Origin of the sequence: Roseovarius sp. EC-HK134, from assembly GCF_902498815.1 — a bacterium.
Classification (GTDB): domain Bacteria; phylum Pseudomonadota; class Alphaproteobacteria; order Rhodobacterales; family Rhodobacteraceae; genus Roseovarius; species Roseovarius mucosus_A.
Map to the genome: position 1 here is coordinate 21,607 of NZ_LR701542.1, position 26,459 is coordinate 48,065.

At 63.1% G+C, this 26,459-nt stretch carries 27 protein-coding genes and 1 pseudogene; 10 read left to right on the forward strand and 18 right to left on the reverse strand.

Annotated features, from left to right (window positions below; all coding sequences use genetic code 11):
- Positions 1–88: 88 nt before the first annotated feature.
- The 4 genes from repC to GC127_RS22665 all read left to right on the forward strand — a co-directional run bounded on the left by repC (position 89) and on the right by GC127_RS22665 (position 4,787).
- The gene (gene repC / locus GC127_RS01415; protein WP_151976240.1) at positions 89–1,303 is read left to right on the forward strand and encodes a plasmid replication protein RepC; all 1,215 of its coding nucleotides are present in this window, start codon (positions 89–91) and stop codon (positions 1,301–1,303) included.
- Between the two features lie 178 nt (positions 1,304–1,481).
- Positions 1,482–3,659: a ParB/RepB/Spo0J family partition protein gene (locus GC127_RS01420; protein ID WP_151976239.1), complete on the forward strand. Its 2,178-nt coding sequence runs from the start codon at positions 1,482–1,484 to the stop codon at positions 3,657–3,659.
- A gap of 99 nt (positions 3,660–3,758) precedes the next feature.
- On the forward strand, positions 3,759–4,232 hold the full coding sequence (locus GC127_RS01425) for a hypothetical protein (RefSeq protein WP_151976237.1): 474 nt from the start codon (positions 3,759–3,761) through the stop codon (positions 4,230–4,232).
- A 390-nt stretch (positions 4,233–4,622) separates the two neighbouring features.
- The gene (locus GC127_RS22665) at positions 4,623–4,787 is read left to right on the forward strand and encodes a hypothetical protein (protein ID WP_007803240.1); all 165 of its coding nucleotides are present in this window, start codon (positions 4,623–4,625) and stop codon (positions 4,785–4,787) included.
- Between the two features lie 227 nt (positions 4,788–5,014).
- Here the strand turns inward: GC127_RS22665 and GC127_RS01430 are convergent, their stop codons facing one another.
- The 6 genes and pseudogenes from GC127_RS01430 to GC127_RS01455 all read right to left on the reverse strand — a co-directional run bounded on the left by GC127_RS01430 (position 5,015) and on the right by GC127_RS01455 (position 9,304).
- The gene (locus GC127_RS01430; protein ID WP_151976235.1) at positions 5,015–5,842 is read right to left on the reverse strand and encodes a sulfite exporter TauE/SafE family protein; all 828 of its coding nucleotides are present in this window, start codon (positions 5,840–5,842) and stop codon (positions 5,015–5,017) included.
- Positions 5,839–6,936: a molybdenum ABC transporter ATP-binding protein gene (gene modC, locus GC127_RS01435; protein ID WP_151976233.1), complete on the reverse strand. Its 1,098-nt coding sequence runs from the start codon at positions 6,934–6,936 to the stop codon at positions 5,839–5,841. The genes GC127_RS01430 and modC overlap by 4 nt, the downstream gene beginning before the upstream one ends.
- Positions 6,936–7,604 carry a molybdate ABC transporter permease subunit gene (modB, locus tag GC127_RS01440; RefSeq protein WP_151976231.1) on the reverse strand — a complete coding sequence of 223 codons (669 nt, stop codon included), beginning with the start codon at positions 7,602–7,604 and terminating at the stop codon, positions 6,936–6,938. The genes modC and modB overlap by 1 nt, the downstream gene beginning before the upstream one ends.
- Before the next feature lie 3 nt (positions 7,605–7,607).
- On the reverse strand, positions 7,608–8,399 hold the full coding sequence (gene modA, locus GC127_RS01445; RefSeq protein ID WP_151976229.1) for a molybdate ABC transporter substrate-binding protein: 792 nt from the start codon (positions 8,397–8,399) through the stop codon (positions 7,608–7,610).
- A gap of 64 nt (positions 8,400–8,463) precedes the next feature.
- Positions 8,464–8,835, reverse strand: a complete 372-nt coding sequence (locus GC127_RS01450) for a winged helix-turn-helix domain-containing protein (RefSeq protein WP_151976227.1) — start codon at positions 8,833–8,835, stop codon at positions 8,464–8,466.
- A gap of 147 nt (positions 8,836–8,982) precedes the next feature.
- Positions 8,983–9,304, reverse strand: a pseudogene (locus GC127_RS01455) (H-NS family nucleoid-associated regulatory protein).
- Between the two features lie 425 nt (positions 9,305–9,729).
- On the opposite strand from GC127_RS01455, the gene GC127_RS01460 reads away from it, so the two are divergent.
- Positions 9,730–10,134 (forward strand): single-stranded DNA-binding protein, encoded by a 405-nt coding sequence (locus tag GC127_RS01460; protein WP_009820080.1) that lies wholly within the window; start codon positions 9,730–9,732, stop codon positions 10,132–10,134.
- A gap of 397 nt (positions 10,135–10,531) precedes the next feature.
- Here the strand turns inward: GC127_RS01460 and GC127_RS01465 are convergent, their stop codons facing one another.
- Positions 10,532–11,239: a hypothetical protein gene (locus GC127_RS01465; RefSeq protein ID WP_151976225.1), complete on the reverse strand. Its 708-nt coding sequence runs from the start codon at positions 11,237–11,239 to the stop codon at positions 10,532–10,534.
- A 229-nt stretch (positions 11,240–11,468) separates the two neighbouring features.
- Here GC127_RS01465 and GC127_RS01470 point away from each other — a divergent pair, with 229 nt between their 5' ends.
- The 4 genes from GC127_RS01470 to GC127_RS01485 all read left to right on the forward strand — a co-directional run bounded on the left by GC127_RS01470 (position 11,469) and on the right by GC127_RS01485 (position 14,457).
- Positions 11,469–12,668, forward strand: a complete 1,200-nt coding sequence (locus tag GC127_RS01470) for a DUF932 domain-containing protein (protein WP_151976223.1) — start codon at positions 11,469–11,471, stop codon at positions 12,666–12,668.
- A 126-nt stretch (positions 12,669–12,794) separates the two neighbouring features.
- Positions 12,795–13,235, forward strand: coding sequence for a RadC family protein (locus GC127_RS01475; RefSeq protein WP_151976221.1), 441 nt, complete (start codon positions 12,795–12,797; stop codon positions 13,233–13,235).
- A 109-nt stretch (positions 13,236–13,344) separates the two neighbouring features.
- A complete protein-coding gene (locus GC127_RS01480; RefSeq protein ID WP_151976219.1) occupies positions 13,345–13,863 on the forward strand; it encodes a DNA repair protein RadC in 519 nt (172 codons plus the stop codon).
- A gap of 102 nt (positions 13,864–13,965) precedes the next feature.
- Positions 13,966–14,457, forward strand: coding sequence for a DUF6878 family protein (locus tag GC127_RS01485; RefSeq protein WP_151976217.1), 492 nt, complete (start codon positions 13,966–13,968; stop codon positions 14,455–14,457).
- A gap of 21 nt (positions 14,458–14,478) precedes the next feature.
- Here the strand turns inward: GC127_RS01485 and GC127_RS22670 are convergent, their stop codons facing one another.
- From GC127_RS22670 to rpiA, 7 genes are all read right to left on the reverse strand, one after another.
- Positions 14,479–15,393, reverse strand: coding sequence for a hypothetical protein (locus GC127_RS22670; protein WP_199861949.1), 915 nt, complete (start codon positions 15,391–15,393; stop codon positions 14,479–14,481).
- Between the two features lie 142 nt (positions 15,394–15,535).
- Positions 15,536–16,948, reverse strand: a complete 1,413-nt coding sequence (locus GC127_RS01495; protein WP_008279042.1) for a Do family serine endopeptidase — start codon at positions 16,946–16,948, stop codon at positions 15,536–15,538.
- A gap of 195 nt (positions 16,949–17,143) precedes the next feature.
- Positions 17,144–17,341, reverse strand: coding sequence for a DUF2065 domain-containing protein (locus GC127_RS01500; protein WP_008279041.1), 198 nt, complete (start codon positions 17,339–17,341; stop codon positions 17,144–17,146).
- On the reverse strand, positions 17,341–18,210 hold the full coding sequence (gene hflC, locus GC127_RS01505) for a protease modulator HflC (protein ID WP_008279040.1): 870 nt from the start codon (positions 18,208–18,210) through the stop codon (positions 17,341–17,343). The genes GC127_RS01500 and hflC overlap by 1 nt, the downstream gene beginning before the upstream one ends.
- Positions 18,211–18,214: 4 nt before the next feature.
- Positions 18,215–19,366: an FtsH protease activity modulator HflK gene (gene hflK, locus GC127_RS01510; protein ID WP_081506793.1), complete on the reverse strand. Its 1,152-nt coding sequence runs from the start codon at positions 19,364–19,366 to the stop codon at positions 18,215–18,217.
- A 69-nt stretch (positions 19,367–19,435) separates the two neighbouring features.
- The gene (gor, locus tag GC127_RS01515; protein ID WP_199861159.1) at positions 19,436–20,797 is read right to left on the reverse strand and encodes a glutathione-disulfide reductase; all 1,362 of its coding nucleotides are present in this window, start codon (positions 20,795–20,797) and stop codon (positions 19,436–19,438) included.
- A gap of 7 nt (positions 20,798–20,804) precedes the next feature.
- Complete coding sequence (gene rpiA, locus GC127_RS01520) at positions 20,805–21,593, reverse strand: ribose-5-phosphate isomerase RpiA (protein ID WP_008279037.1); 789 nt, start codon at positions 21,591–21,593, stop codon at positions 20,805–20,807.
- A gap of 155 nt (positions 21,594–21,748) precedes the next feature.
- Between rpiA and GC127_RS01525 the strand changes: the two genes are divergently transcribed.
- The gene (locus GC127_RS01525; RefSeq protein WP_008279036.1) at positions 21,749–23,263 is read left to right on the forward strand and encodes a YifB family Mg chelatase-like AAA ATPase; all 1,515 of its coding nucleotides are present in this window, start codon (positions 21,749–21,751) and stop codon (positions 23,261–23,263) included.
- Here the strand turns inward: GC127_RS01525 and GC127_RS01530 are convergent.
- Genes GC127_RS01530 through rsmI form a run of 4 tightly spaced genes read right to left on the reverse strand, consistent with a single transcriptional unit; the run spans position 23,250 to position 26,435 of the window.
- Positions 23,250–24,128 (reverse strand): alpha/beta hydrolase fold domain-containing protein, encoded by an 879-nt coding sequence (locus tag GC127_RS01530; protein WP_151976211.1) that lies wholly within the window; start codon positions 24,126–24,128, stop codon positions 23,250–23,252. The two genes, GC127_RS01525 and GC127_RS01530, sit on opposite strands and share 14 nt — an antisense overlap.
- Positions 24,125–25,060 (reverse strand): glutathione synthase, encoded by a 936-nt coding sequence (gshB, locus tag GC127_RS01535; RefSeq protein ID WP_081506790.1) that lies wholly within the window; start codon positions 25,058–25,060, stop codon positions 24,125–24,127. The genes GC127_RS01530 and gshB overlap by 4 nt, the downstream gene beginning before the upstream one ends.
- A gap of 58 nt (positions 25,061–25,118) precedes the next feature.
- Positions 25,119–25,553 (reverse strand): YraN family protein, encoded by a 435-nt coding sequence (locus tag GC127_RS01540; protein WP_008279033.1) that lies wholly within the window; start codon positions 25,551–25,553, stop codon positions 25,119–25,121.
- Positions 25,554–25,556: 3 nt separating this feature from the next.
- Positions 25,557–26,435 (reverse strand): 16S rRNA (cytidine(1402)-2'-O)-methyltransferase, encoded by an 879-nt coding sequence (rsmI, locus tag GC127_RS01545; RefSeq protein ID WP_254699965.1) that lies wholly within the window; start codon positions 26,433–26,435, stop codon positions 25,557–25,559.
- Between the last annotated feature and the right edge of the window lie 24 nt (positions 26,436–26,459).

The following is a 26,459-nucleotide window of genomic DNA, read 5'->3' on the forward strand; positions in this document are numbered from 1 at the left end:
TCGCACTTTCAAGGTAATGGGCCAGCGCGCAAACCGCAAGTCATATGTGATTCGCGGAACAGCTTTTCTATGCCTTCGTGAATGCATCATGGAGTACACCCCGATTTCGCCGTTTATGCGGCCTATCTCGCACGCCCATCTTCGTGTGGTCGAGCGGCCGGAAGCGTCTATTCCCGGCAAGCCCGTTAACAAGTGGGAGCTCTTGCGCGAATTGTCCAAGGCGCAGGCAGCCTTTGGGGTTTCCGAGCGCGATCTGACCGTTCTTCAGGGACTTCTCAGCTTCTTTCCGGACGATGCGCTTGGCGGGAACACCGAAATGGTCGTCTTCCCATCCAACAAGGCGATCTGCGAGCGGCTGAACGGCATGCCTTGCTCGACGATGCGCCGTCACCTCGCCCGGTTGGTAGACGCAGGCTTGCTCATCCGGCGCGATAGCCCTAACGGGAAGCGGTATGTGCGCAAGCGTGGCGAAGATCGCGTGGCCTTCGGTTTTGATCTATCCCCTCTCTACTGCCAATCCGAGGAGATCGCTCGGGCCGCTGAGGCCGTGCGTGAGGCTGAGGAGCGTGTCAGGCGTTTGAGGGAGGTCGTAAGCCTCATGCGGCGTGATCTCGCTGCCCTCGCGGAGTTCGGAGACGAAATACAACCAGGCCTGGGCATCTGGGATAAGCTTCGTGACAAGGCTGTCCTTACGGCCCGCGCGCTTCGACGCAAGCTTTCGCTCGAGGGTCTCTCGGTCTATCGAGCTGATCTGGAATCTCTACTCGATCAGGCACGCAATGTCATTGATGGCCCTGAAGCAGAAGAAATGAACACCAATGACGCCCATTTTGAGCGTCACCATCATAATTCAAATAAAGAATCTATAGATCTTGAACCTGCCTTAGAAAAAGGCGGGACGGCGGCGGGCAGCGCGCTTGATGTTGATACGGGTGAGCCTGTGGCTGACGTTGAAGAGCTTGACACGAGGCGGGTGCCGAAAATCCCACTTCACCTGGTGATTGCCAGCTGTCCCTCGCTTAAGACTTTCTATCAGGGTGACGTTCGACATTGGCACCAGCTGTTCGACGCGGCTTGTCATGTACGGCCAGCCATGGGGATCAGTGTTTCCGCTTGGGAAGAAGCGCAGCGCTGCATGGGACCAGAGCAAGCCTCGATCGTTGTCGTGGCCATGCTGGAACGTTTTGCCGACATCAGATCACCGGGTGGTTACTTGCGGGCGCTGACGTCCAAGGCCGCGGCGGGCGAATTCTCTTGCGGTCCGATGGTCATGGCGCTGATCGGCCGACGGAGCGCGGCGTGATGTTCACAGCTGTGAACACCCACGGCCTCAACCGCCCATTCGGCAAAGTTCACAGCTGTGAACTATTTCCATTGGCGCATGACCAAACGACATCGAGAGGGAAAGAAGTGTTGGTTTGAGGTTGACGGGAAGTGAGATCGGGAGAGTGGCTTCCGACGCCCGTTGTGGAGAAGATCTGATGACGAAAGCTGTCCAGAAAATCACTCTGTCCCCGTCCCGGGATATCCCCTTTGACAAGCTCGTGCTGAGCCAGTCCAATGTGCGGCGCATCAAAGCTGGCGTGTCTGTCGATGAACTGGCCGAAGACATCGCTCGCCGCGGCCTCTTGCAGAGCCTGAGCGTACGGCCGGTGTTGGATGATGATGGCACCGAGACCGGCAAGTTCGAGATCCCGGCCGGCGGCCGGCGGTTTCAAGCCTTGTCACTGCTGGTGAAGCAAAAGCGTTTGGCGAAGACCACGCCCATTCCCTGCATCGTGCGGGATGCGGGGTCCGCGATCTTGCCCGAGGACGATTCCCTTGCGGAAAACATGCAGCGCGTCGCGCTGCACCCGCTCGACCAGTTCCGCGCGTTTGTGTCCCTGCAAGACAAGGGTCAGACCGACGCAGAGATTGCTGCCGCCTTCTTCGTAACGCCGCAGGTCGTGAAGCAGCGCCTGAAACTCGCTTCCGTCGCCCCTGCCCTGCTTGAGATCTATGCCGAGGATGGCATGACGCTGGAGCAGCTCATGGCCTTCTCCGTGAACCCCGATCACGCGCGCCAGGTTCAGGTCTGGGATGTGATCCATTCATCCTGGAACAAGGAGCCATTCCAGATCCGGCGCATGCTGACCGAGACCTCGGTCCGGGCGTCTGACCGACGCGCGGTATTTGTTGGTGGTGAGGCCTATGAAGCGGCGGGCGGCACGATGCTGCATGACCTGTTCCAAGGCGATGACGGCGGTTGGCTCGAAGACCCTGCCCTGCTCGATCGGCTGGTGACGGAAAAACTCCAGGCCGAGGCTGAGACGGTTGCGCTTGAGGGCTGGAAGTGGATCGACGTCGCGCTTGACCTGCCCTACGGCTACAGCCACGGCCTGCGGTCCCTGTCCGGCGATCCCGCACCAATGACACATGACGAAGGCGCGGCTTATGCCAAGCTGCTCGCCGAGTATCGGGCGTTGGAAGAGGAATACGCGGGTCAGGATGAATTGCCTGACGAGATCGACACGCGGCTTGGCGTGTTGGAAACGGAGATGGAAAAGATCGAGACTCGGCCGTTGATCTTCGATCCGTTGGAAATTGCACGGGCAGGGGCGTTCGTTACGCTCGACCGCTATGGCGCGCTGGCAGTCTATCGCGGCTATGTGCGTCCAGAGGATGAGCCCGTTGGGGAGACCGCGGTACAGGATGGTAATGATCCTGCGGTGGCGGGGCAGGGGCATTATCGTGATCTCAACGATGGCCATGGCAGTGCCGCTCATGGCGAAACCGTCATCATGTCGGGTGGCCAGCCGATCGGAGCTGACTTGCCGGAGGATGAGGATGACGGAGCGCTGAAGCCACTGCCCGAACGGTTGGTCATGGAGCTAACGTCCCACCGGACGCTGGCGCTGCGTGAAGCGATCGGGCGCTCGCCGGATGTCGCGCTGACGCTGCTGCTGCTGAAGCTGGTGACGGATACCTTCCGCACCTCCTCTGCTTCGGGAAGCTGTCTCGAAGCCTCCGTGCGTCAGGTCTATATGTCGGCGCAAGCGCCCGATTTGAAGGACAGCGTGGTGGCCAAGCTGGTCGACGAGCGTCACGCGGAATGGGAAGCCGATCTGCCGCTTGGCGACGATGCAGCGCTCTGGGACTATCTCACAGTGCTCGACCAGGGAAGCCGTCTGGCGCTGCTGGCGCATTGCCTCAGCTTCGGCGTCAACGCGCTGCATGAGAAGGTGAATCCTTATGGAGCAGGCATCTCTGCAGGCGGTTTGACCCGGCGCATGGCGCATTCCGATCTCGTGGCGCGCGCCACAGGTCTCGATATGGTGGAGGCGGGATGGCAGCCGACGGTCGACACCTATCTCAACCGTGTGCCCAAGGCCCGCATCCTCGAGGCTGTGCGCGAGGCGAAAGGGGAGGGGACTGCCCAGCTCCTCGATCGCCTGAAGAAAGGCGAGATGGCCAGTGAAGCCGAGCGCTTGCTGAAGGGCAGCGGCTGGTTGCCCGAGGTCCTGCGCCGGAACGATCTCGTGGCGCTGGACGGTGAGGATTGTGCCGAAGGGCAAGGGGCGGATGCCGAAGTGGCTGATAGCGTCAGTGAAGCTGACCTTCCTGCATTCCTGACGGATGACCTTCCAGCTGAAGGCGCGTCGATGCTGGCCGCAGAGTAACGTGATCCAGCAGGGGGCGGGCATTCCGCCCCCTATCACCCTATAATGTAACAATATCAATAAGATGAATGCGATTTCTCGCATTCGGAATGAGGAATCATGTCTGCAACAAGCATCATCGACACAGCCCCCCTCGGGGCGCTGATCCGCTACACCGACGGCAGCCGCAAGCCGCCGGCACGTTTCACCAAGAAGCTGGCGGCCTGGGAGCGCTCGAACGGCGTGGGCCGTCTTGTGAAAAAGGAGCCACCCCGGCCCTATCCGACCTGGACGGCTCCCGCGTCGTTCACGTTGCATGAAGGCAACTTCTCCTCGGACGGGGTGATCCTCGTGACCATCATGCGCAGCCATTCAGCTGACAGCGCCCTCGTCTTCGAGGTGGCTGAGGAACCGAAGCCCGGGCAGGTGCGCGTGCTCCTCGACTTCGGCGGCAACACCGAGTTGCTGCATCTGGCAGAGTCCGTCACTGCGGCCGAGCTCTGGATCGCCAAGGAAGGATACCGCAACGCGCGGCTCGAGATCGTCGGCGATGAACAGGGCGAAAGGGCAGGGGGAGCGGACCTGGCCGCCTGAGCCCAACTGAAACCGAGGGGTCCGCCCAAGCGCGGGCCTCTCACCGACCACACCCTCGTCCCGCTATGACGCGGGGCGCCAGAGGATCCATCCCCAAAGACAGAGGTCTTCAACCAAGAGCCGGCCCGGGAGGACGGCGGCGTTCGAAGCATCGGCGGGACAACCGGCTCCAGTCGTCAGGGCACTATCCCCCGCTCGCCATTCCCTTCCTTGCCCCGAATCCCGTCTTCGAGATCAACCCTCAAAGGGGTCGGACTACGGGCGAGCCCGTGCCGCCGGGTGGATTCGGGGCTTGCCCGAACGCACCCGGTGATGTCAGCCAGAATTCGGGCCTTCGAGGTCCTGTCGCGCGGGGAATGGTCCCCCGCCTCCAAGACAGGAGCCAAACAGATGTCCCGCAAAGATGCACACGCCTTCGCCGCCTCCCTCGCCGCAACGCTCATGGTCTCGATCGTCGTCTTCCAGGCAGGGGATGGAACCTTCGGCGCCGTCCCCGCCGATGAAATCGACGGAGACGAGGTCGTGATCGTCTCGGAGTATGATCCCTTCGGGTGAGGCTTCGGCCTCACTTTTCAAGGGCTGGGGCGCGGCGCAGTCGCGCCGCCAAGCCCATCTTCAGCCGCGTGATCGGCGATGCCGATCTGAGGAACATCGGTCTGTGACCTAACGCTGATAGAAGCACGCCCCGGTTGAACGAAAGGTGGCTATTTAAGATCTTTCAGCAATGGGCTGTCATTGCCTTTAGAGGCTATCGAACGCCCCGAGAACAACCCCGCGATCAACTATTGATCCGTGACTGAAGTTGTAGATGGCAGATGCCGGAAGACACCCCACGCAGACCATATCAGAATGATCCCGAGGCCAATCTTGAGCGATTGTCCGGGCACCAGACCGAGCGCCAAAGCACCGAGGACGGCGCCAAGGACAGAACCCACGCACATGGGAAAAATGGTCGTCCTCCAGACCGGCCGCTCGCGTAGTACTGACCCCTCTCCGAAGTGCCGCAATAGCCCGACTGCGATCGTGGGTATCCCCACCAGCATCGACATCGACCCTGAGAGCTTCACGTCAACTCCAAAGAGCAGGATGAACACGGGGATGATCAACTCGCCCCCAGCAACGCCGAGCAGCGAGGAGACGAGGCCGATCACCACCCCGCAGGCGGCGGCGACCAGCGCGGTTGGGACAATCCCTTCGCCTACAAGCCGGGTCGGTTCGGCCACAAAAACCCCTTCGGCGATCAGCAAGCAGCCAAGGGCGACCAGCAGCATCAGGATCAGCCGCCCCAGCAGCTTGTCCGAGGTGCGGCGCAGCCATCCCGCGCCAACCCACGCCGCCGAGAGCGAACCGGCCAGCATCCCCAGCACCGCCGGAAGATGCGGAGCGATTTCGGCCACCGGGACATTCGCGGCGCGGAACGGAAAGGCTGCGGCCAGCACGATAAAGCTGGCGAAAAGGTTGATCGCCACCGCCTCGCGCGCGGAAAAGCGCAAGGTGCCCACCAGCGCGGGCAGGCGGAATTCGGCCCCGCCGAGGCCGATCAGCCCACCAGCCCAGCCTACGGCAGCGCCGATGCCGAATGACAGCGTGGGGCGGCTCGGGCGGGTCATTCGGACTGGTCTTTTTCGGGCGCGCGGGCAACGTGATCACGGGCGATCGACATGGATTTCAGGATGGCATGCACCGTGTCGCCTTGTGCCAAACCCAATTGTTCGGCCGCGCGGCGCGTGATGCGGGCGAGGATTTCGCCCGCACCGATGGCGACATGCACGATCACGCCGGGCCCCGCGCCGGGCACAACGCTGGTCACGGTGCCCGCCAGAATGTTCTGCGCCGACAACCCCTCTGGCCGGGCGCGCGACAGGATCACCTCATGCGCCATGATCCGCACCCGCACCCTCGTGCCCGGTGCTGCGTCCACACCCGGCAGGAACAGCGGACCCGTGGCCGCATCCAGCCTGGTCAGGCCATCGGAGAAATGCTCGATCACCACGGCCGGCAGCATCGCGGCCACTTCGCGGATGCCCATGGCGCGCAAAGCATCCGGTTCGGCCATGACCTCGGCCGTGGTGCCTGCGCGCACGGTGCTTCCCTGGTCGATCACCACCATGCGGTCGGCCAGAAGCTGGGCTTCGTTCATGTCGTGGGTCACCAGCACCACCGGCATGGCCAGGGACGCCCGCAATTCGATGATCTCGGCATAGAGTTTTTCGCGGGTGGCGCGGTCCACCGCCGAAAACGGCTCATCGAGCAACAGCGCCTCCGGCCTGCGGGCCAGCGCCTGCGCCACCGCCACCCGTTGTTGCTGCCCGCCCGAAAGCTGCGCCGGTTTGCGATCCGCCAGCCCGTGCAGGTTCACCAGATCGAGGATGCGCGCGGCCTCATCCCGGTCGGGCGTATCCATCGCGGCCATGACATTCTGCACTGCCATCATATGCGGGAAGAGGGCGTAATTCTGAAACACCACGCCAACGCGCCGCTGGTGGGTGGGCAGATCGACCCGCGCGGCGGTGTCGAGCCACGCGGTGCCGTTCACCGTCACCCGCGCCACCTCGGGCCGCCATAGGCCCGCGATAGTGCGCAGAAGCGTCGTCTTGCCGGACCCGGAATGGCCCACCAGCGCCAAGAGTTCCCCCGGTTCCACCCGGAAGGAAATATCGAGCGGAATGGGCAAATCCGCCTTTGCCATCACCTCCAGTGCCATCAGGACAACCTCCGCCCCATACGCGCCGACAGCCAGTAGGTCAGCGCGATGGTAAAGAGCGAAATCGCCACCAGCACCGCCGACATGGCGGCGGCAGCCCCGTCGTCGAATCCCTGCACCTTGTCATAGATCGAAATGGCGATGGTCTTGGTCTCGCCGGGGATTGACCCGCCGACCATCAGCACGATGCCGAATTCACCCAGCGTATGCGCAAAGGTCAGCACCATTGCAGTCATCAGGCCCGGCCAGGCCAGCGGCAGTTCGACCTTCCAGAGGCTGCGCAGGGGCGACATGCCGCAACAACTCGCCGCCTCGCGCACCTCCACCGGGATCGCCTCGAACCCGCGTTGCGCGGGCTGGATGGCAAAGGGCAAGTTGAAGATCACCGATGCCACCACAAGCCCCTCGAAGCTGAACACAAGCTGATGGCCGAACGTCTCCTGCCAGAAGGCTCCGATGGGCGAGTTTCGCCCAAACGCAACCAGCAGGTAAAAGCCGAAGACGGTGGGCGGAAGTACAAGGGGCAGCATCAACAGCGCCTCGACCAGCCCCTTGGCGCGGAACTGGCGATAGGCGAGGAACCGGCCCATCAGGATGGAGACCGGCAACAGGATGGCCACCGTCCACGCCGCCAGCCGCATCGACAGCCAGAGCGCCGTCCAGTCCATGACTCACGCGCCGTCCGGCAGCACGAAACCGTAGCGTTCCATGATCTCGCGCGCTGCCGGCTCCTTCATGTAGGCGTAGAAGGCCTCGGCCACCGGCCCCGCGCCGTTCAACAGCGCCATGCGCTGACGCAGAGGTTCGTGGAAGTCTTCGGGGATCAGGTCAGAGGTGCCCAAGTCACGCAGTTCCGGGGCCAGCGCCAACGCATAGGCGATGATGCCACCATCAGCATTGCCGGACAGGGCAAACTGCGCGGCCTGGCTGACATTCTCGCCCAACACGAGGAAGGGCTGGATGTCCTCCCAGAGGCCCGCATGTTCCAGGGCTTCCTTCGCGCGGCGGCCATAGGGGGCATGGTCCGGGTTGGCGATGGCAAAGCGGGTGATCCGCCCCTCGGCCAGGGCGGCCCGCAGGCTTTCCAGCGAGCCATCCGCCGCAAGCGTGGATCCGGGCGGCACCTTCACGACGATCCGGCCGATAGCATAGAGATCGCCTTCGTCCCGGGCAAACCTGTCACGCGCCAGATCGAAGATGAACTGTTCATCCGCCGCCATGAAGATCTGGAACGGCGCGCCTTCGCGGATCTGGCGGGCGAAGTTCCCCGTTGAGCCCATCGACAGCCGCACCTCCATTCCCGTCTCGGCGGTGAAGGCCGCAGCGATCTCCTCGACCGCGAATTGCAGGTCGGAGGCTGCGGCGATCACAGGCGCGTCGTCCTGTGCCAGCGCGGGACCAAAGGCGAGGCTAAGTGCGGCCACAGTGGCAAGGACAGGACGGCGGCTGAAGACCAGCGGCATGGGCAGCACCCTTATGATATGTTTCTCGAAACATATCGTCAGAGGCGATCTGACCGGTCAAGCGTTATCTTTCTTCGGGAATATCCCTCAGCAGCGCTTGCAGTGCTTTTAGCCTTGCGGCACCGCCCGCAGCGGCGTCGCTCTCAAAGGCGCGGTAAAGGGCCAAGACATTGCGCCCGGCCTCCGTCAGCACCGCACCGCCACCACCCGGCCCACCCCGTGTGCTGTCCACCAGCGGTTCGCGGAACATCGCATTCAGCGTGCCGATGAGCTGCCAGGCACGCTTGTAACTCATCCCCATCTCGCGTCCTGCGGCGGCGATGGAGCCTGCGCGATTGATGCGCTCCAGCAGTTCGGCCTTTCCAGGACCAATCATCTCCTCGTCACCGAAGACAATGCGGATGCGCAAACGGGGGTGATCGGTTTCGTTTTCCATATCGCGACATTCTTCTGAAGGCTTTCGACTTGCAAGTGGGCAGCGCCGAGGGGCGAAGCCTTGCGAGAGGCGGCTTTCCCAATTTGTCGTAGCAATTGCACGCGTATGCCGAAGGTAGCTCGGGGTCAGGTGCAGCGCCGCAACCCCTCAACCGATTGCAAGTTCCTCTGCAGTCTGTCCCGCTGCCACCGCATTCACAAACCACTGCGGTTTGTGGCGGCGGCCTGACCAGGTGAGCGCCGGGTTTTCAGGGTGACGGTATTTCGCCGCGGCAGGCGCGCGCGAGGTTTTCGTCTCAGTGCCGACGAGTTCGGCCAGGGAGTAGCCCATATCCCGGGCGAGAGCTTCCACCTTGGCGCGGGCTTCCGCTTTCTGCCGATCCTCATTGGTGGAGATCGCCTTGGCGACGTCCTTGCGGCATTTTCGTCAGCTCGGTAAGCGACAGACCCTCGAGATTGTAATCAGCCATTGATGCGATCCGTGTCCTGAATTTCCCGGTATCGATAGCCCGTCGCGGCAGGGCGCCGCAACACCTGGAAGGCAAGGGCAGGGGTGGCGGAGGCTGTTGATCGCCGTCGTCGTCGCCGCTGAGGTGCTGAATTGGGGGTCAGGCCGTCCCGATGGGCAAGGTGACAGGGTCTGGCATGGGCTCCCCGCGCATCTCTGTCTCTTGGGCCATCCCTTCGACTGACAATCCCCTAATCCCGTTCGCTTGCCTGCGCGCAACCCCGCGTCAGTCCGGGCCGTGTTGCCCCTTTGGGGCTGCCCGCTCCACCCCGGTCCTCTGGGGGTTTCCGGCGTCCGTTCCGTCCACCGTGCACGCGTCACCCGACGGGCTTTTTCAGGGTCTTGTCGAAGGGACGGTCCCGAAGACAGGACACACAGGAGCTTAACATGCAGAACATCGTCATCCTCGCCGGCAACATCGGTCAGACCCCCGAAGTCCGCACCACCCAGGGCGGCACCAAGATCACCAACTTCAGCCTCGCCACCTCCCGCCCCCGCCTCTCGGAAGGTCGCGTCCTGCGCGACGAGAACGGCTACCGGGTTATGGACACCGAATGGCACCGCATCACCTGCTTTAACGGTCTCGGCAAGACGGTCGCGGAGCATTGCGAAAAGGGCATGAAGGTCCTCGTCCACGGCCGCATCCACTACACCAAGTGGATCGACAGCATGGGGAACGACCGCTATGGCTGCGAGATCATCGCCGAGAAGGTCGACTTCCTGAGCCGCCCGAAGTCGGCCGAGACCGAAAACCCCGAGCTGGTCGACCGCGACGACGAGATCCCGTTCTGAAAGGAACGGGGTCTCCCCCTCGGGCCCGGCGGGGCAACCCGCCGGGTTCGGGGTGATCTCGGCCCTAAGCCCACTGTCGGTGCTAAGCAAATGCTCAGTGGCAGCGCTCCCCAAAGCCACCGTCCAGCTTGCAGTAGATGCGCCAATAGGCGACCAACGCCAAGCTCGAAGCTGTTAAACTGAGCAGCCTCACAATCTATGCCAGTGCTTTTGCTGTCCCGTTCCTAGAACTCGCCGGAGCTAATGGCCCTCGAACTAGCAACCATTTCCATTGATATTTTGGATTGAGACCCAACAGCGTCTGGCGCTGTTCAAGCACCAGGTCGAGCAACTCCTGCGTCAATTTACTATCGCTAGTGTAAATTACAGCGAAAAAGGTCGAGTAGTCAGTTGAACCCTAAGTGCTCATATCGGCCAATAGACCGTCGACAACATTCGAGAGGTCCGAGGGGGATCGCGCCACCTTGGTTTCGACGCACGCCTTGATCATGGGCACTGAAAGGTCCGGCACGTGTCCCTTCAGGGCTGAAGGAAATGCCACCTTGCCGTCAGGAAGCGCATCTTTAAATGCAGCTTTGATGCACGCGAATAAGACATGCTTGACGTGATGCTCGCTCTTTGGAATTTCGATCATCTTTTTCTGCATTAGAAAGAGAAGCGAATCACCAATGTTTTGGCAGATCATCCGGAGCCGAACCTGCGGTGAAGTTAGTCCATGGTCTTGTTCTTGAACATCGAGCCCGTAGATTGCGGCGAGCCGTGCCGCCAATGACTGCAATACGAGCACATGGACATAGGCTTCCTCTTCATGTTCCTCAGTATCATCAACGGGAACTGACACAACGGCAGTTGGATCACGCAGCGCATCCCTAATAGCCTCATCGACCAACCCAACCAGTGCCTGAGCCACGGCATCAACGCGCGCAAGCGCGCTCATCGTGTCTGTTGCGCTATTGAGGATGACCTGCATTTCACGCCGCTCATCGGCCTCAATGAGGCCTAGTTGGTCGGCCTCTTCGACCGCAAAGAGCCGCAGATTGAGACGAGAAATTAGGTCAAGCGCGCGTAGATATAAGCCGCGAGCTTCGTTTCGATTTACGGTCATTGTGAACAGCTTTCAAATTTATCGCGACGAACGGGTCTTGTGATTGCGCTCTGGCAGATAACGCGCCGACTTCCAGCGCGTCCAGCGTTCAGTTTAGCGGCTAAGCATGCACCTAGGCGATGTGCAGTGCCGCCGGTCGCGTCCCTCAGAGTAAGAGGAGTGCCGGTTTCCCGGTGACGGGTTGAGGGCTGGGAGAGTGGCTCCCGGCGCCTGTCGCGGGAGATAGCCGATGGGCGTTGTTGAAATTCTGGATCCGGTCGCACCGGTGCGGGCTGGTGGCTGGAAAGTGGATGTGAGCCGGGGAGAGCGGAACGGGCGGGTGTCGTCCGAATGGTTCAACCGGCCCGATGACGAGCGGTATCTGTCGCTCGACGATCTCTGGGCCAAGGTGAAGGGCCGGTCTGAGCGCAGCCGCAGCCGTGTGGTGCAGACGGCCGACATCCGGGTCGAAGCCACGCGCGACAACCCCGAGCGGTTGTACCTGATGCTACCGAAAGCGCATGAACTGGTCGTACCCACGCATTGGGCCTTCGGCCAGCTTGCCAGCATCGTCGGCGCGCCGGCCTCCTACCTGCGGCAGTTGCCCGCGCCGCTGGCGGGCATCAACCTGCAATACGGCCTGACCAACCACCGCGCCGAGCAGGTCAAAACCTTCGAGACCGAGGATGGCCGCACGGAACTGCGCGCCGTGACCGGCCCCGACTATGGCCGCATCCACGATTTCGAGCTGGTCGAGGCGGTGCAGCGCATCGCGGGCAATGGGACGGGCGACACGCGCTGGAAGGTGCCGGGCGTGCTCGACTGGTCGACCGGGGTCTACAACCCCGATGTCGAAATCAGCCGCGACACGACCACGCTCTATGCCTCGGACCGCGATGTCTTCCTGTTCCTGGTCGATGATCGCAACCCGATCGAGGCGGGCAAGCTGCCCGATGGCTCCCCCGATCTCTACTTCCGGGGCTTCTACTGCTGGAACTCCGAGGTGGGCGCCAAGACGCTCGGCATGGCAAGCTTCTACCTCCGAGCCGTGTGCCAGAATCGCAACCTCTGGGGCGTCGAGGATTTCCAGGAGATCAAGATCCGCCACTCGAAATACGCCGCCTCGCGCTTCGCCCATGAGGCGGCCCCGGCGCTGACGCGCTTTGCCAATTCCTCGCCGCAGGGGTTCGTGAACGGCATCAAGGCCGCGCGGCAGCAGATCGTGGCGCGCAGCGATGAGGATCGCGCAGATTTCCTGCGCAAGCGCGGCTTCTCGAGGCCCGAGTCCGCCAAGATCATCGAGAAGGTGCTGATGGAAGAAGGCCGCCCGCCCGAGAGCATCTTCGACTTCGTGCAGGGCATCACGCGGCTCGCGCGCGACAAGACCCAGCAGGATGCCCGTCTCGACATGGAAGGGCGCGCCAAGAAGCTCCTCGACCGGGTCGGCTGACCAAGCGCCCATGCAGCGATCGCCCGACACCGGGGCGGTCGCTGCAGCTATTTCTCAACAGGCACGCCGTTGGCCTTGCCCCGAAAGGGCAGGGGGCGTCGGTGTGCGCATTTCAGCGAGACGTCCATGACCCCCCAAGAAGAAACCGTCATCCTCGAGGCCCGCGAGATCCTCGGCCGCTACCTTAGCAAGAATCCGGTGATCGGCAGCTGGCACGCGCTGATGGACTATTGCGCGTTCAGCGTTCGCGGCCCCATCGAGCGCTTCCATGTCCTCTACCTCGACCGCAAGAACCGCATCATCGCCGATGAGCTTTTGTCGACCGGCACAGTCGATCATGTGCCGGTCTATCCGCGAGAGGTGATCAAGCGGGCGCTGATTCTGAACGCCAGCGCCCTGATCCTGATCCACAATCACCCTTCGGGCGATCCCACGCCGTCCGAGGCCGATCTCAGCATGACCAAGGAGATCCAGAAGGGCTGCAAGTTTCTCGGCCTGACGCTGCATGACCACATCATCGTTGGCGCCGGGACGGAGCTGAGCCTGCGGGCCCTCGGCAAGCTCTGACGCTGTGGCCAGATCCATCACCGTCGCCCCTTCGAGGAAGAGGGTGGCGGTTTGGTCTTTGACGGATGAGGCGGGGAGAGTGGCTTCCCGCGCCGTTGGAGATATTGCCATGTTTGATCTTCCCCTGCCGCTCCAACCGAGCCCGCGCCCGATGGGTCCTGTCGCAAATGGTGGGACTGTCGCTTCTGATCCCTGCCTGCCCTTCGCGCTGACGCGGATGCACCGGACGCCTGCAGCCCTGATGTCGGGCACCGCTGCCCCCGTGGTCGTTGAGCGTTTTGCGACGCTGGCCGATGCCATGCAGGGGGCGTTTGAACTTGTGGCGGACAACGGCCTCGATCCAGCGCCGCAGCTTCTGGCCATCCTTGATTGCCACCAGCGCCTGGTTCTTGCCGGGGCCGCCAGTCATGGCGCTGTGGCTTGGTGCCACCCTGTCGCCAACGCTCCTGAGGCGCGGGCCATTGTGACCGAGGCGGTTCAGCTGCGCGGCCAGGCTGGCCGTGCCACTGACTGGCATGAGCCTGAACTGGCGCAGCGGCTGCGTCACCGTGCTGATCTGCTGGATGCCCGCCTTGTCGATCCGCTCTGGCGCGCCTTTGCCGCCCGCGCGCTGCAGATCGCGGCGTGACGCCCGAGAGACAGAGGAGGGATGAGAGGGGTTTGAGCCTTCGGGGGGCAGAGGAGTGCGCCACCCGGGGGTCTGACCTGTCCTCACTGAACGGAGATATCCATGACCCAGACTGAACCCACTCTGGCCGCCCCGCTGCGACCATCCACCGTCGATTTCGGGGCGATCCTTGCCGCGCATGCCGAACGCACCGCCCGGACCCTCGCTCTACGCCCCGGCAACAAGGACCGCCTGTTCGATGGCCTCATGGCCGCCGGGATTACCCATGTCACCGTGACCTTCGACGGTGCCGGTGACAGCGGCCAGATCGAAAGCATCGGGGCGTGGTCCGGCAAGACCGCCGTTGAGTTCCCCACGACCGAGATCGACTACGCTGCTCTGACCTGGGACGACCCTGAGGTCGAAATACGGCAGCTCTCGCTGGAGGATGTCGTCGAGCAGCTCACCTACGACTTCCTCTCCGACACCCATGGCGGTTGGGAAAACAACGACGGCGCTTACGGCGAGTTCTGCTTCGACGCTGCGGCCCGCTGCATCCATCTCGAGTTCAACGAGCGCTTCACCTCGTCCGAACTCTACACGCACGATTTCTGAGGGGGCGACGATGGCACATCCCTACCACCACGCCCTGTCCTCAGTGAAGAAATGGGGCGGCACGGTCGATGATTTCATCGCGGTGCATACATGGTTCGATGTTATCCCGACAATCAAGCTGTTTTTGTTCTCCTGGCGGGGGTTTGTCGTGGTTGTCCATAGGAGGGCCCCCGCCGCCCGCGTAGCGCGGATACGCGCGCAGCGGAGCGGGCGGCGGGGTGGGGCGGCCATGGGCGTGGCTTCTGCTGTGGCCATGGGCGCGGCTCCGCTGGGTTCAGCGGGGGCAAGCGGGGCGGGATCGGCGCTGAGCGCGGCTGTGGCGGGTGCGGTGCTGCCTGCGGGCGCTGTGGTCGGCGGCGCGGGCATGAGGGGGGCCGCGATGGGCAAGGCAGAGGCGGCGAGTGGCAGAGCTTCGGCGGTTTCCGGGGGCTCCATGCTCTCGGTGGGCTCCGATGTGTGGGCGATGTCGGGCTCCGAGGCCGCTTGTGCGACCTGCGCTGCAACGGGCGGGACTGCGCCCGCTTCGGGGGCTGGCGTGGCGATGGGCAGATGATCCGTTGACCCCTGCGCAGAGGCGGCTTCGGACAGGGGTATATCCTCGGGCGTGATCTGCGCCTCGGGGGCGCTGTCCGGTTGGGGTGGGACGGCCTCGGTGATGATCCGAGGCGGTTGGAAATCGCCGATTTGCACGCCCGCAGGATTTGCCACGGGCGTGGGCATAGGCGCTGTGGGCACGGGCGCTGCGACAGCAGGCGTGGGGCCCGGCGTGATCGGCCCGAGGTTGGGGGTGGAAAGCTGCGCCGGGGCCTGTGCTGCGTCCAAAAGGGCAGAGAAGCCTTGGTTTGGCACGCCAGCGCCTTGGCCAAGCGCCGCAGCGGCACGGCCGGGGGCCGTGGCAGCGGGGTTGGGAAGGCTGGTCAATACCGGGGCGATCATGCCGGGCTCCGTCTGGGGGTCACTCCAGAAGGTGCAAGCATCATGCCAAGCGCAGGCTGGGCGCGGCCAGACGATATGCGCCCGGCGCAATGAAAAAGGCACCCCGGATCGGGGTGCCTTTGCGGCCCTTGGTCAGGGGCGTTTACTTGTTATCTTCGATCGAAAGCGCCACGAACCGCGGATCGCCACCGCTGCGCACCAGCATCAGCAGGGATTTGCGCCCGGCCTCTTTTGCCTCGGCGATGCGGTCGTCAAGATCAGAGATGCTGGCCACTTTTTGCTGTCCAGCCTCGGTGATCACATCACCCGCCCGCAGACCTTTTTCATAGGCCTCGGACAACTCGTCGATATTCACCACGACAAGGCCCGTTGCCGAATTATCCAGCTCAAGCTGCGCGCGCAGCTCGTCACTGAGCGGGGTCAGCGTGAGGCCCAAAATGGTCTTTTCTACGGGTGCCTCGGGGGTGGCCTCCTCGCCGGGCTGGGCCACGGGAATGGCACCTTCGGCCTCTTCGCGGCGGCCCAATGTGATCTTGAGCGTGGTTGTCTTACCCTCGCGGAAGACCACGACGCGCACGGTCTTGCCCACCTCGGTATTGCCCACGGTGCGCACAAGGCTGCGGGTGTCGGACACATCCTGCCCGTCAAAGGACGTGATCACGTCACCGGCCAGCATGCCGGCATCGGCTGCGGGGCCTTCGGGTACATCCGTCACAAGAGCACCGGCGGCTTTCTCAAGCCCCATCGCCTCGGCCACATCGGCTGTGACGTCCTGAATCCGTACGCCCAACCAGCCGCGCCGTGTTTCCCCGAACTCCTGCAACTGATCGACCACGCGCTTGACCACATTCGAGGCCATGGAGAAACCGATACCGATCGAGCCGCCGGTGGGGCTGAGGATGGCAGTGTTCACGCCCACGACCTGACCGTCGAGATTAAAGAGCGGCCCGCCCGAGTTGCCCCGGTTGATGGCCGCGTCGGTCTGAATAAAGTCGTCATAGGTGCCGCTGAGCGCGCGGTTGCGCGCCGAAACGATGCCCGCAGACAGCGAGAATCCCTGACCAAGCGGGTTGCCCATGGCCAGCACCCAATCGCCCACGCGGGCGGTGTCACTGTCGCCAAAGCTGACGAAGGGCAGCGGTTTATCCGCCTTGACCTTGAGCAGGGCGATATCGGTCTTGGGGTCGGTGCCGATCACCTCGGCGGCAAGGGTTTCACCGGAAAAGAATTCGATGATGATTTCATCCGCGCTTTCGATCACGTGGTTGTTCGTGACCACAAATCCATCTTCGGAAATCACAAAGCCGGACCCAAGCGCTGAGGAACGCTGTGGCCGGTCACCTTCGCCCAGACGGTCGCGGAACTGCTCGAAGAAGTCTTCGAAAGGCGAGCCTTCGGGCACGATGGGCGAGGGGCCGGTGCCCCGTTCGACCACGGTTGACGTTGTGATGTTCACCACCGCCGGGCTGATTTTGTCCGCAAGATCGGCAAAGCTGTCGGGCCGTGCTGAGGCGGCCATTGCCTGAGCGATCAACAGCCCAACCATCAGGGCCATGACCCAAAGAGCCCGCAGGCCGGTGGGCAGGGATCGTGTTGTGGAAATCGTTTGGGTGTTCACACCAATGTCTCCTTTGGTTCGTGCATCGGGCGGCACGCGCGCCCTCTTGCACTTGAATGTAGGTGGTCTTTGCCGGATCGCAAAGTTTGCGGGATCAATTCACATCCATGTGACCGCTTTGGCGGCCCAAGATCAAGCGCCAAGCGTCTTGGCCGCCCACACAAGGATCAGCCCCAGCACCAGCGCAATCGCCCCCATGAGGCGCCGCGCCTCGACGGGCAGCGCCGACAGAGCCACAAGCATCTGTTCAATAAGCGAAGGGGCCAGTGCATAGACCAGCCCCTCCACAATCAGCACCAGTCCCAACGCAAGAAGCGCGGTTTCGAGCATTATGGCGCGCTTCCCGACTTGAGATAGTCAAAGAATTCGCTGTCCGGTGTCATTACCATCGAAGAATTGTTGCCTTGCAGCGCCTTTTCATAGGCTTCGAGCGAGCGGTAGAAGGCAAAGAACTCGGGGTCGGCACCGAAAGCCTCGGCAAAGATCGCGTTGCGTTCGGCGTCGGCCTCGCCTCGGATCACCTGCGCTTCACGCTCGGCATCCGAGAGCGTCTCGGTCACGGTCCGGTCGGCAAGGGCGCGCACGCGCTGTGCGGCCTCGTTACCACGGGCGATCTCATCGGCGGCTTCCCGCTCGCGCTCGGCGCGCATCCGGGCAAACGTTGCCTCGAGGTTCTGCTCGGGCAGGTTGGTCTGCTTGAGCCGCACATCCACCACGTCAAGGCCAAGGCCCGCCGCACTGGTCTGTGCCTGCCGCTGGATGCGGCGCATCAATTCGCGGCGATCTTCGGACAGGATCGTATCGGACGTCACCTGATCGGCACCCAGAACTTCGCGGATCTGCGCGTTGAGAATGGACGACAGACGATCCTCGGCCAGACGCACCCCGCCCACGCCGACGGCCTGACGGAACTGCACCGCGTCGCGGATGCGGTAACGCGCAAAGGCATCGACCACAAGACGGCGGTCATCCGACGGCGTCACCTCGATGGTGTCGGTATCGAGCGACAGGATGCGGTCATCATAGCGCACCACCTCCTGAATGAAGGGGATCTTGAAGGAGAGGCCCGGTTCTTCCTTGACGGATTTGATCTGGCCGAATTGCAGCACCAGAACCTTTTCGCGCTCATCGACCACAAAGACCGAAGAGAGACCCAAAAAGCCCAGAACGACCACAAGAGGGATTAGAAATTTGGTCATGATCTTAGTTCCCCTGTTCTGTCGTAGAGCGGCGCAGTTCGTTCAGCGGCAGATAGGGCACAACCCCGTTGCCGCCTTCGCTGCCGACGATGGAACTGTCGAGAATGGTCTTGTCGATCCCGCCAAGAACCCGCTCCATTGTCTCGATATAAAGACGTTTGCGCGTCACATCCGGTGCCTTGGCGTATTCTTCGAGAACCGAGGTGAAGCGGCTCGCGTCACCCTGTGCCTCGTTGACGACGCGGGCGCGGTAGCCCTCTGAATCCTCTAGGATCTGGGCGGCTTGACCGCGCGCTTCTGCCAGCGCCCGGTTGGCATAGGCATCCGCCTGCCGTTGCAAACGGTCGCGTTCCTGTTCAGCAGCCTGCACTTCGCGGAAGCTGTCGATCACTTCGCGCGGCGGATCGGCCTTGTCGAGGTTGACCCGCACCACCTGAATCCCGCTGTCATATTCATCAAGCGCCTCTTGGATGTTGCGCATCGCTGTGTCTGCGATGATCCCACGATCCCGGTTGAGGATGGGGGCCAGATTGGACGCAGCGATGATCTCGCGCATCACGGATTCCGACACCGCCTGCACCGTCAGTTGCGGATCGCGGATGTTAAAGAGCAGCTTGGCGGGATCGGAAATGTTCCAAACCACCTGAAAGCCGATATCGACGATATTGGCATCGGTGGTCAGCATCAGCCCGCCTTCACGCCCGCCGGTGCTGCGACCGATATCCTCGGTCCGTTCCGAGGTCACATTCACGATTTCAGCCGTCACAATGGGCCATGGGGCAAAATTCAGACCGGGATTGCCTGTCTTGTAATAGGCCCCCAAGAAGAGCTCGACCGATTGCTCTTCGGGCTTGACCGTGTAGACGCTGGCAAACACCCAGAGCGCGACTGCACCCAAGGCCGCAAGGCCAATGGTGCCCTTGCCGAACTGTGGCCCGCCTTCGCCACCGGTGCCGCCACCCTTGTTGCCGCCGCCGCGCCCCCCCATGAGAACCCGAAGCTGATCCTGACCCTTGCGCACCAACTCGTCGATTTCGGGCAGCTGCGGTCCTCCCTCTGGGGGACGCCTGCCACCCCCACCATTGCGGTCGCGGTCATCGCCGCCGCCGCCCGAATTTCCGCCGCCGCCCCATGGGCCGCCAGAGTTTCCAGCCATACGTTTGTCTTCCCTTGTTGTCCTGCCGTTCCCGGCCCGTTTCACAACCTGTGCAGCACAGGCGAAAAATCAAGCGGTGCGCACAGGCGTTTTCATCGTTACAAGCTCTTCCGACATGGTCGGATGCACCGCTACGGTGCGGTCGAAGTCTTCTTTTGTCGCGCCCATCTTGACGGCGATCCCCGCCATTTGGATCATCTCGCCCGCACCCGGAGCGACGATATGACACCCCAGCACCTTGCGGGTGGCCTGGCTTACGATCAGTTTCATCAACACCCGGTCGGGTCGCCCGGCAAAGGCCGTCTGCATGGGCCGGAACGAGGTGGCATAGACCTCGATCGGCTCTTGCTCGCGCGCGGCCTCTTCGCTCAGGCCCACGGTGCCCATCTCGGGTTGGGTGAAAATCGCGGTGGGGATCAGATCATGGTCCACCGGCGTCGGGTTGCCGTTGAACACCGTTTCCACAAAGGCCATGCCCTCGCGGATGGCCACCGGCGTGAGGTTCACACGGTCGGTCACATCGCCAATCGCATAGACCGAGGGCACGCCGGTCTGGCTATAGGCATCCACGACAATCTCGCCTTTGCGGCCCACGGACACGCCTGCGGCCTCAAGCCCCAGATTTTCCGTGTTGGGCGCGCGCCCGGTTGCGAACATCACCTGTTCAAACACCGCCTCGCTGCCATTGGTGCCGGTCACGCGATAGCCGCCGTCGACCTTTTCCATCGTCTCGATATTGGTGCCCAGATGCAGGGTGATCCCCGAGGCGATCATCTCGTCCGAGACCAGCCCGCGCGCCTCTTCGTCAAAGCCGCGCAGAATTTGCGCGCCGCGATAGAACTGCGTGACCTTGACCCCCAAACCGTTGAGGATGCAGGCGAATTCGCACGCGATATAGCCGCCGCCGACGATCAGGATCGACTTGGGCAGCCGCTCTAGATGAAAGATCTCATTGCTGGTGATCGCATGCTCCGCCCCCGGCAGATCGGGTTTCACGGGCCGCCCGCCGGTGGCGATGAGGATATGTTTGGCGCTCCGCCGCGTGCCGTCGGCCAGTTCCACCGTATGCGGATCAACAAGGCGCGCCCGGCTATCATAAGTCTCGACCCCGTTGTTTTTCAGAATACCGCGATAGACCCCTTCGAGCCGGTCCAACTCGGTATGCAGCTTGTCGCGGAAGGTGACCCAATCGAACCCGCCCGCATGCACTGTCCAGCCATAGGCCTGCGCATCAGCCATGGCCCCACGATATTCCGAGGCAAAGACCATCAGTTTCTTGGGCACACAGCCGCGAATAACGCAGGTGCCGCCATAGCGATCCTCTTCGGCCAAGGCGACGCGCGCGCCACCCTGTGCCGCCACCCGCGCCGCGCGCACGCCGCCAGACCCGCCGCCGATCACGAAAAGATCGTAGTCGAATTCGCTCATCATCGTCCCCTCAATCCGTCAGATCACGAAAGAGATTGTCGGTCTCGACAAAATCGAGCCGGTCTTCCTCCACGGTGCCTTCGTTGATGTCGCGGGTTTCCACACGGCCATCGCCATAGCCAAGAATGACCACATCGCAGATATCGAGGAAAAGCCCGTTTTCAACCACCCCCGGCATCTGATTGAGCGCCATCGAGAGTTGATGCGCGGCCCCAATCCGCCCCAGATGCAGATCGAGAATATAATTGCCCTCATCGGTGATGAAGGGCCGTGCGCCATTCATCCGCAGCGTGGCATCGCGCCCCAGCACATCCATATTGATCAAGAGTTCCTCGACCAGCGATTTCGTCGTCTGCCAGCCAAAGGGGATCACCTCGACCGGCAGGGGGAAGGCGCCCAGCGTCTCGACCTCCTTGCCGACATCGGCGATCACGATCATCTGGTCAGAGGCTGTCGCCACGATCTTTTCTTGCAAGAGCGCGCCGCCGCCGCCCTTGATCAGATTGAGATTGCTGTCAAATTCATCGGCCCCGTCAATTGTAAGGTCGAGCCATTTCGCCTCATCCAGGCTGATAACCTCGATCCCCACCTCACGCGCCAGTTCCGCCGTGCGCGTCGATGTCGGCACGCCCCGTATGCGCAAGCCGCCCTCGCGCACCAACTCTCCCAGACAGCGGACCATCCACGCGGCGGTTGATCCGGTGCCAAGGCCCACGCGCATCCCGTCCTCGACGAAATCCACCGACCGCTTGGCGGCAACGAATTTGGCCTTGTCAATCGGCGACAATTCTCCGGTCATGGCAGCGACTCCCAGACTGTTTCGCAGGGGTTATAAGAGAGATGCCGCGCAGGTGCGAGACCGAATTCGCCCGGTTTCAAAGGGCAGCCAGCGTTAACCATTCTTAAACCTCTGCCGCGCTACGCATTAACCTTGTTAGAAGCATAGGGAACCAAATGGTCGCGCGCGCCTATACCGTGGCCTTTGAAGGGGTCGAGGCCAAGACCGTCGAGGTGCAATGCGCCATCACGCCCGGTGTCCCCGCCTTTTCCCTCGTGGGCCTGCCCGACAAGGCGGTGTCCGAGGCGCGCGACCGGGTGCGCGCGGCACTCTCGGCGATGGCCATCGCCCTGCCGTCGCGGCGCATCACCATCAATCTCTCGCCCGCCGATATGCCGAAAGAGGGCAGTCATTTTGACCTGCCCATCGCGCTCGCCCTTTTGGCGGCGCTCGAAATCATCCCGCATGATGCGGCCGAGGGGACAACGGCACTGGGCGAGTTATCCCTTGATGGCACGCTGATCGCGGTGATCGGCGCGTTGCCCGCCGCCATGGCCGCCGCCGAGGAACACCGTATCCTGCTTTGCCCCAAATCCTGCGGCCCTGAGGCGGCTTGGGTCGGTGCGGTGCAGGTGATCGCCGCTGCCTCGCTCTCGGATGTGGTGCGCCACTATACCGGACAGGCCCCGATCCCCGCCTCGGACCCCGGCGAGGTGATCGCACCGCCACAGGGCCGCGACCTGCGCGACGTCAAAGGGCAGGAACGCGCCAAACGCGCGCTGGAAATTGCCGCCGCTGGGCGGCATCACCTGATGATGATCGGCACGCCGGGATCTGGCAAATCCATGCTGGCCGCGCGTCTGCCCGGTATCCTGCCACCGCTGTCGGCCCCCGAGGCGCTGGAAACCTCGATGATCCATTCGCTTGCGGGCCTTTTGTCAGAGGGGGGGATCAACCGCGCGCGCCCCTTCCGCGAGCCGCATCACACCGCCTCGATGGCCGCCATCGTCGGCGGCGGGCGCAGTGCCAAGCCGGGCGAGATCAGCCTTGCGCATAATGGTGTGCTCTTCATGGATGAGTTTCCCGAATTTCCCCGCACCGTGCTGGAAACCCTGCGCCAACCGATCGAGACCGGCGAGGTTATGGTCGCCCGCGCCAATGCGCATGTGAAATATCCCTGCCGGTTCATGCTGGTGGCGGCGGCCAACCCGTGCAAATGCGGCTATCTCTCTGATCCCGCCCGCGCCTGTTCGCGCGCGCCCAACTGCGGCGAGGAGTATATTGGCCGCATTTCCGGCCCGCTGATGGACCGCTTTGATCTGCGGATCGAGGTGCCGCCCGTGGCCTTTAGCGACCTTGATTTGCCCGCATCCGGAGATGTCTCGGCCACGGTCGCAGGGCGCGTGGCCGCCGCGCGCGCAGTGCAGGCTGCGCGCTATGCGGGCCATGCCCATATGCGCCTTAACGCCGATGCCGAAGGGGCGGTGCTCGATGATGTCGCCACGCCGGACGCCGAGGGGCGCGCCCTTGTCACGCGCGTTGCCAGCCGCTTCGGGCTTACGGCGCGGGGCTATCACCGGGTGTTGCGGGTGGCGCGCACCATCGCCGATCTTGACGGCTCTGATCAGGTGCGCCTGCCGCATGTGGCCGAAGCGGTCAGTTTTCGCATCGCCGGGGTCAAAGAGAGCTGATCCAGGCGGCCAGATCGCGCAGGGTGCTGCCCGCCTCGGGCAGGACATTGTGAAAGATGGGCCAGACATGCGGATGATCGGGCGCGACGGTGAGTGTGCACTGCACCCCCTGCGCCACCAGCGCGGCCTGCATCCGCAGCGTATCATCGCGCAGGATCTCGGTGTCGCCCACGGTCATCCACACGGGCGGCGCGCCGCTGAACACACCAAAAAGCGGCGAGGCGCGCGGGTCGCGCGGGTCTTGCCCGCGCAAGAACATCTCCAGCATCTCGCCGACCCGGCTGGCCGACAGCACGCAATCGCGCGCGGCATTCTCGGTGACGGACGCGCCGGAATAGGTCACATCGGTAAGGGGCGAAAAGGCAAAGACGCCCAAGGGCGGGGCAAGACCCTGTGCAAGGATTTCATGCAAGAGCGCAAGCGCCAGCCCGCCGCCCGCGCTATCGCCACCGATGATCACCTCCTGCTTGGCCCTCAGCGCGCGGTATGCGGCCAGCGCATCCGCGATCTGCGCCGGAAAAGGATGCTCGGGGGCCAGCCGGTAATCGGGCAAACAGGCGGGCAGCCCGGTCAGCGCCGAGAGCTTGGCCAGCATCGCCCGATGCGTGGTCGAGGTGCCAAAGACATAGGCCCCGCCATGGAAATAGAGGATCACGGGCGCAGGTCGCGCAGCGCGGGCCCGCGCCCATTGCACCGGCACCCCATCAAGGGTGTCACGCTGAAAGGAACTGCCAAAGGGGGCATGAAAATAAAGCCGCGATTTGAACGCAAAGGACCGCCGGAGGCGGTCCTTGTCATGGCGCGCCAGCGCCGGCTTCTCGAACCAGCGCAACTGGCGGTTCAAGAGGCGCAGTTGCCAGCTCATCCCCGCCGTGTCGCGATCGCATCCCAGATCAGCCCGGCACCATTGGTGCCGTCAAACCGCTCCAGCTCTTGCAGGCCGGTGGGCGAGGTCACGTTGATCTCGGTGAGATAGTCGCCGATCACGTCGATGCCGACGAATATCTGCCCCTTCTCGCGCAAAAGCGGCCCGATGGTGGCGCAAATCTCGCGGTCGCGGGCGGTCAGCTCGACCTTTTCCGCGCGCCCGCCCACATGCATGTTCGAGCGCGTCTCGCCCTGCGCGGGCACGCGGTTGATGGCCCCGATGGGTTCGCCATCGACCAGAATCACCCGTTTGTCGCCCTTGCTGACGGCGGGCAGGTATTTTTGCACGATGAGCGGCTCGCGGCTGAATCCGGTGAACATCTCATGCAGGCTGGCAAGGTTGCGGTCGCTCTCGGGCAGGTGGAACACGCCCGCGCCGCCGTTGCCGTAAAGCGGCTTGAGGATCACATCGCCATGCCGTGCGCGAAAGGCGCGGATCGTCTCGAGATCGCGGGCAATCGCCGTGGGCGGCATGAGTTGCGGGAAATCGAGAATCAGCAGCTTTTCAGGATAGTTGCGCACCCAGAACGGATCATTTGCCACCAGTGTGCCGGGGCTCAGCCGTTGCAGGATATGGGTTGTGGTGATGTAGAACATATCGAACGGCGGGTCTTGGCGCAGCCAGACCACATCGAAGGTGCTCAGATCGACTGTTTGCTCTGCGCCCAGCCGAAAATGATCGCCCTGCACCCGTTGCACGGTCAGGGGCCAGCCCCGCGCCGTCACCCGCCCCTCGTCATAGGCCAGCCGGTCGGGCGTGTAGTAAAACAGCTCATAGCCGCGCGCCTGCGCCTCTTCCGCGATGCGAAAGGTGCTGTCTCCGTTGATATTGATCGGCCCGATCGGGTCCATCTGAAAGGCGATTTTCATATCCTGCCCCTTTTCACCGTCTCCTGCCTACATGCGGCAAGAGCGCGGGGCGCGCAATTCAGAAATGACCAAAGGCATTCTCAAGAATGCGCACATTGCCCCGGCCATCCACGATCCCCAGATCAAAACGAACAGAGGCCAATTGCCCCTCGGGCAAAAGGCCCAGATATTCCGACGCGGCGGCGTGAATGCGCCGCATCTGGCCTTGGTGCAGCCGCTCGATGGCCAGATCAAAGCTGGCCGCCTGCTTGACCTCGCAGAAGACATACGTATCGGGCGCGCGCAGGATCATGTCGATCTCGCCACTTTGCCCGCGCCAGCGTTGGTGCAATGCTGTCACGCCCCGCCGTTCGTAGGCGCGCAAAACACCGGCCTCCGCCGCCCGACCCGAGAGATAGGCGCGCCGCCCCCGATCCTGACGGCGCAAGACAAGCGGGGCCACCACAATCGCCGCCCCGCCAATCGCCTCAAAATCAAATGCCAGTTGCCGCATCTCTCAATCCGCCTCTGAATCTCCGCTCTTTGCCAAAGAGAGCGCCCGTTGATAAATCTCGCGCCGGGGCATGCCCGTGTCCGCCGCCACCAGATCCGCCGCATCGCGCACAGAGTGCCCCTTGAGCGCATCAAGCACCATACGGTCTAAATCAACTTCCTTAATTTTCTCCGAACCGCCACGATCAATAATCACGACAATTTCGCCTTTTGGCGGCGCATCCGCCCAGATCAGGGCCAATTCACTGAGCGTGCCGCGCCGGACCTCCTCGAATTTCTTGGTCAACTCGCGGCAGACCGCCGCGGCGCGCGCACCGCCCAACACGTCGGCCGCATCGCGCAGCATCGCCGCCACCCGCTTGGGCGATTCGTAAAACACCAGCGTTGCGGGCACGCTTGCCAGCTCCTTGAGCACCGTCTTGCGCTTGGAGGCGGTGTTGGGCAGGAACCCGGCAAAGAGAAAGCGATCCGTGGGCAGGCCCGCCAGCGTCAGCGCCGTGATCACTGCCGAAGGGCCGGGGGCCGAGACAAGGTCAAACCCCGCCGCGACCGCCGCGCGGCCCAGATCGAATCCGGGGTCTGCCACCATTGGCGTCCCCGCCTCTGAGGCGTAGACCACCGATTGCCCAGCCTCAAGCGCCGCCAGAATCCTTGGCCGCATCTGCCCGCCGTTGTGGTCGTGATAGGGCCAGAGCGGGCGATCATCGAGCCGCACGCCGTGAATCTCCATCAGCCGCCGCAGGCTGCGCGTATCTTCGGCCACCAGCACATCCGCCGAGGCGAGGATGTCGAGCGCGCGCAGCGTAATGTCGCGCGCGGTGCCGATTGGGGTGGCGATGAGGTAGAGACCACCGGCCAGTTTCTGCTGTTTGGGATTCACCACTGGACCCGCTCCATATGACCGTTA

Bases quoted from the DNA above. Each gene is read 5' to 3' on its own strand.
- repC (WP_151976240.1), top strand. From the start codon at position 89: ATGGAGTACACCCCGATTTCGCCGTTTATGCGGCCTATCTCGCACGCC.
- GC127_RS01420 (WP_151976239.1), top strand. From the start codon at position 1,482: ATGACGAAAGCTGTCCAGAAAATCACTCTGTCCCCGTCCCGGGATATC.
- GC127_RS01425 (WP_151976237.1), top strand. From the start codon at position 3,759: ATGTCTGCAACAAGCATCATCGACACAGCCCCCCTCGGGGCGCTGATC.
- GC127_RS22665 (WP_007803240.1), top strand. From the start codon at position 4,623: ATGTCCCGCAAAGATGCACACGCCTTCGCCGCCTCCCTCGCCGCAACG.
- GC127_RS01430 (WP_151976235.1), bottom strand. From the start codon at position 5,842: ATGACCCGCCCGAGCCGCCCCACGCTGTCATTCGGCATCGGCGCTGCC.
- modC (WP_151976233.1), bottom strand. From the start codon at position 6,936: ATGGCACTGGAGGTGATGGCAAAGGCGGATTTGCCCATTCCGCTCGAT.
- modB (WP_151976231.1), bottom strand. From the start codon at position 7,604: ATGGACTGGACGGCGCTCTGGCTGTCGATGCGGCTGGCGGCGTGGACG.
- modA (WP_151976229.1), bottom strand. From the start codon at position 8,399: ATGCCGCTGGTCTTCAGCCGCCGTCCTGTCCTTGCCACTGTGGCCGCA.
- GC127_RS01450 (WP_151976227.1), bottom strand. From the start codon at position 8,835: ATGGAAAACGAAACCGATCACCCCCGTTTGCGCATCCGCATTGTCTTC.
- GC127_RS01460 (WP_009820080.1), top strand. From the start codon at position 9,730: ATGCAGAACATCGTCATCCTCGCCGGCAACATCGGTCAGACCCCCGAA.
- GC127_RS01465 (WP_151976225.1), bottom strand. From the start codon at position 11,239: ATGACCGTAAATCGAAACGAAGCTCGCGGCTTATATCTACGCGCGCTT.
- GC127_RS01470 (WP_151976223.1), top strand. From the start codon at position 11,469: ATGGGCGTTGTTGAAATTCTGGATCCGGTCGCACCGGTGCGGGCTGGT.
- GC127_RS01475 (WP_151976221.1), top strand. From the start codon at position 12,795: ATGACCCCCCAAGAAGAAACCGTCATCCTCGAGGCCCGCGAGATCCTC.
- GC127_RS01480 (WP_151976219.1), top strand. From the start codon at position 13,345: ATGTTTGATCTTCCCCTGCCGCTCCAACCGAGCCCGCGCCCGATGGGT.
- GC127_RS01485 (WP_151976217.1), top strand. From the start codon at position 13,966: ATGACCCAGACTGAACCCACTCTGGCCGCCCCGCTGCGACCATCCACC.
- GC127_RS22670 (WP_199861949.1), bottom strand. From the start codon at position 15,393: ATGATCGCCCCGGTATTGACCAGCCTTCCCAACCCCGCTGCCACGGCC.
- GC127_RS01495 (WP_008279042.1), bottom strand. From the start codon at position 16,948: ATGGCCCTGATGGTTGGGCTGTTGATCGCTCAGGCAATGGCCGCCTCA.
- GC127_RS01500 (WP_008279041.1), bottom strand. From the start codon at position 17,341: ATGCTCGAAACCGCGCTTCTTGCGTTGGGACTGGTGCTGATTGTGGAG.
- hflC (WP_008279040.1), bottom strand. From the start codon at position 18,210: ATGACCAAATTTCTAATCCCTCTTGTGGTCGTTCTGGGCTTTTTGGGT.
- hflK (WP_081506793.1), bottom strand. From the start codon at position 19,366: ATGGCTGGAAACTCTGGCGGCCCATGGGGCGGCGGCGGAAATTCGGGC.
- gor (WP_199861159.1), bottom strand. From the start codon at position 20,797: ATGATGAGCGAATTCGACTACGATCTTTTCGTGATCGGCGGCGGGTCT.
- rpiA (WP_008279037.1), bottom strand. From the start codon at position 21,593: ATGACCGGAGAATTGTCGCCGATTGACAAGGCCAAATTCGTTGCCGCC.
- GC127_RS01525 (WP_008279036.1), top strand. From the start codon at position 21,749: ATGGTCGCGCGCGCCTATACCGTGGCCTTTGAAGGGGTCGAGGCCAAG.
- GC127_RS01530 (WP_151976211.1), bottom strand. From the start codon at position 24,128: ATGAGCTGGCAACTGCGCCTCTTGAACCGCCAGTTGCGCTGGTTCGAG.
- gshB (WP_081506790.1), bottom strand. From the start codon at position 25,060: ATGAAAATCGCCTTTCAGATGGACCCGATCGGGCCGATCAATATCAAC.
- GC127_RS01540 (WP_008279033.1), bottom strand. From the start codon at position 25,553: ATGCGGCAACTGGCATTTGATTTTGAGGCGATTGGCGGGGCGGCGATT.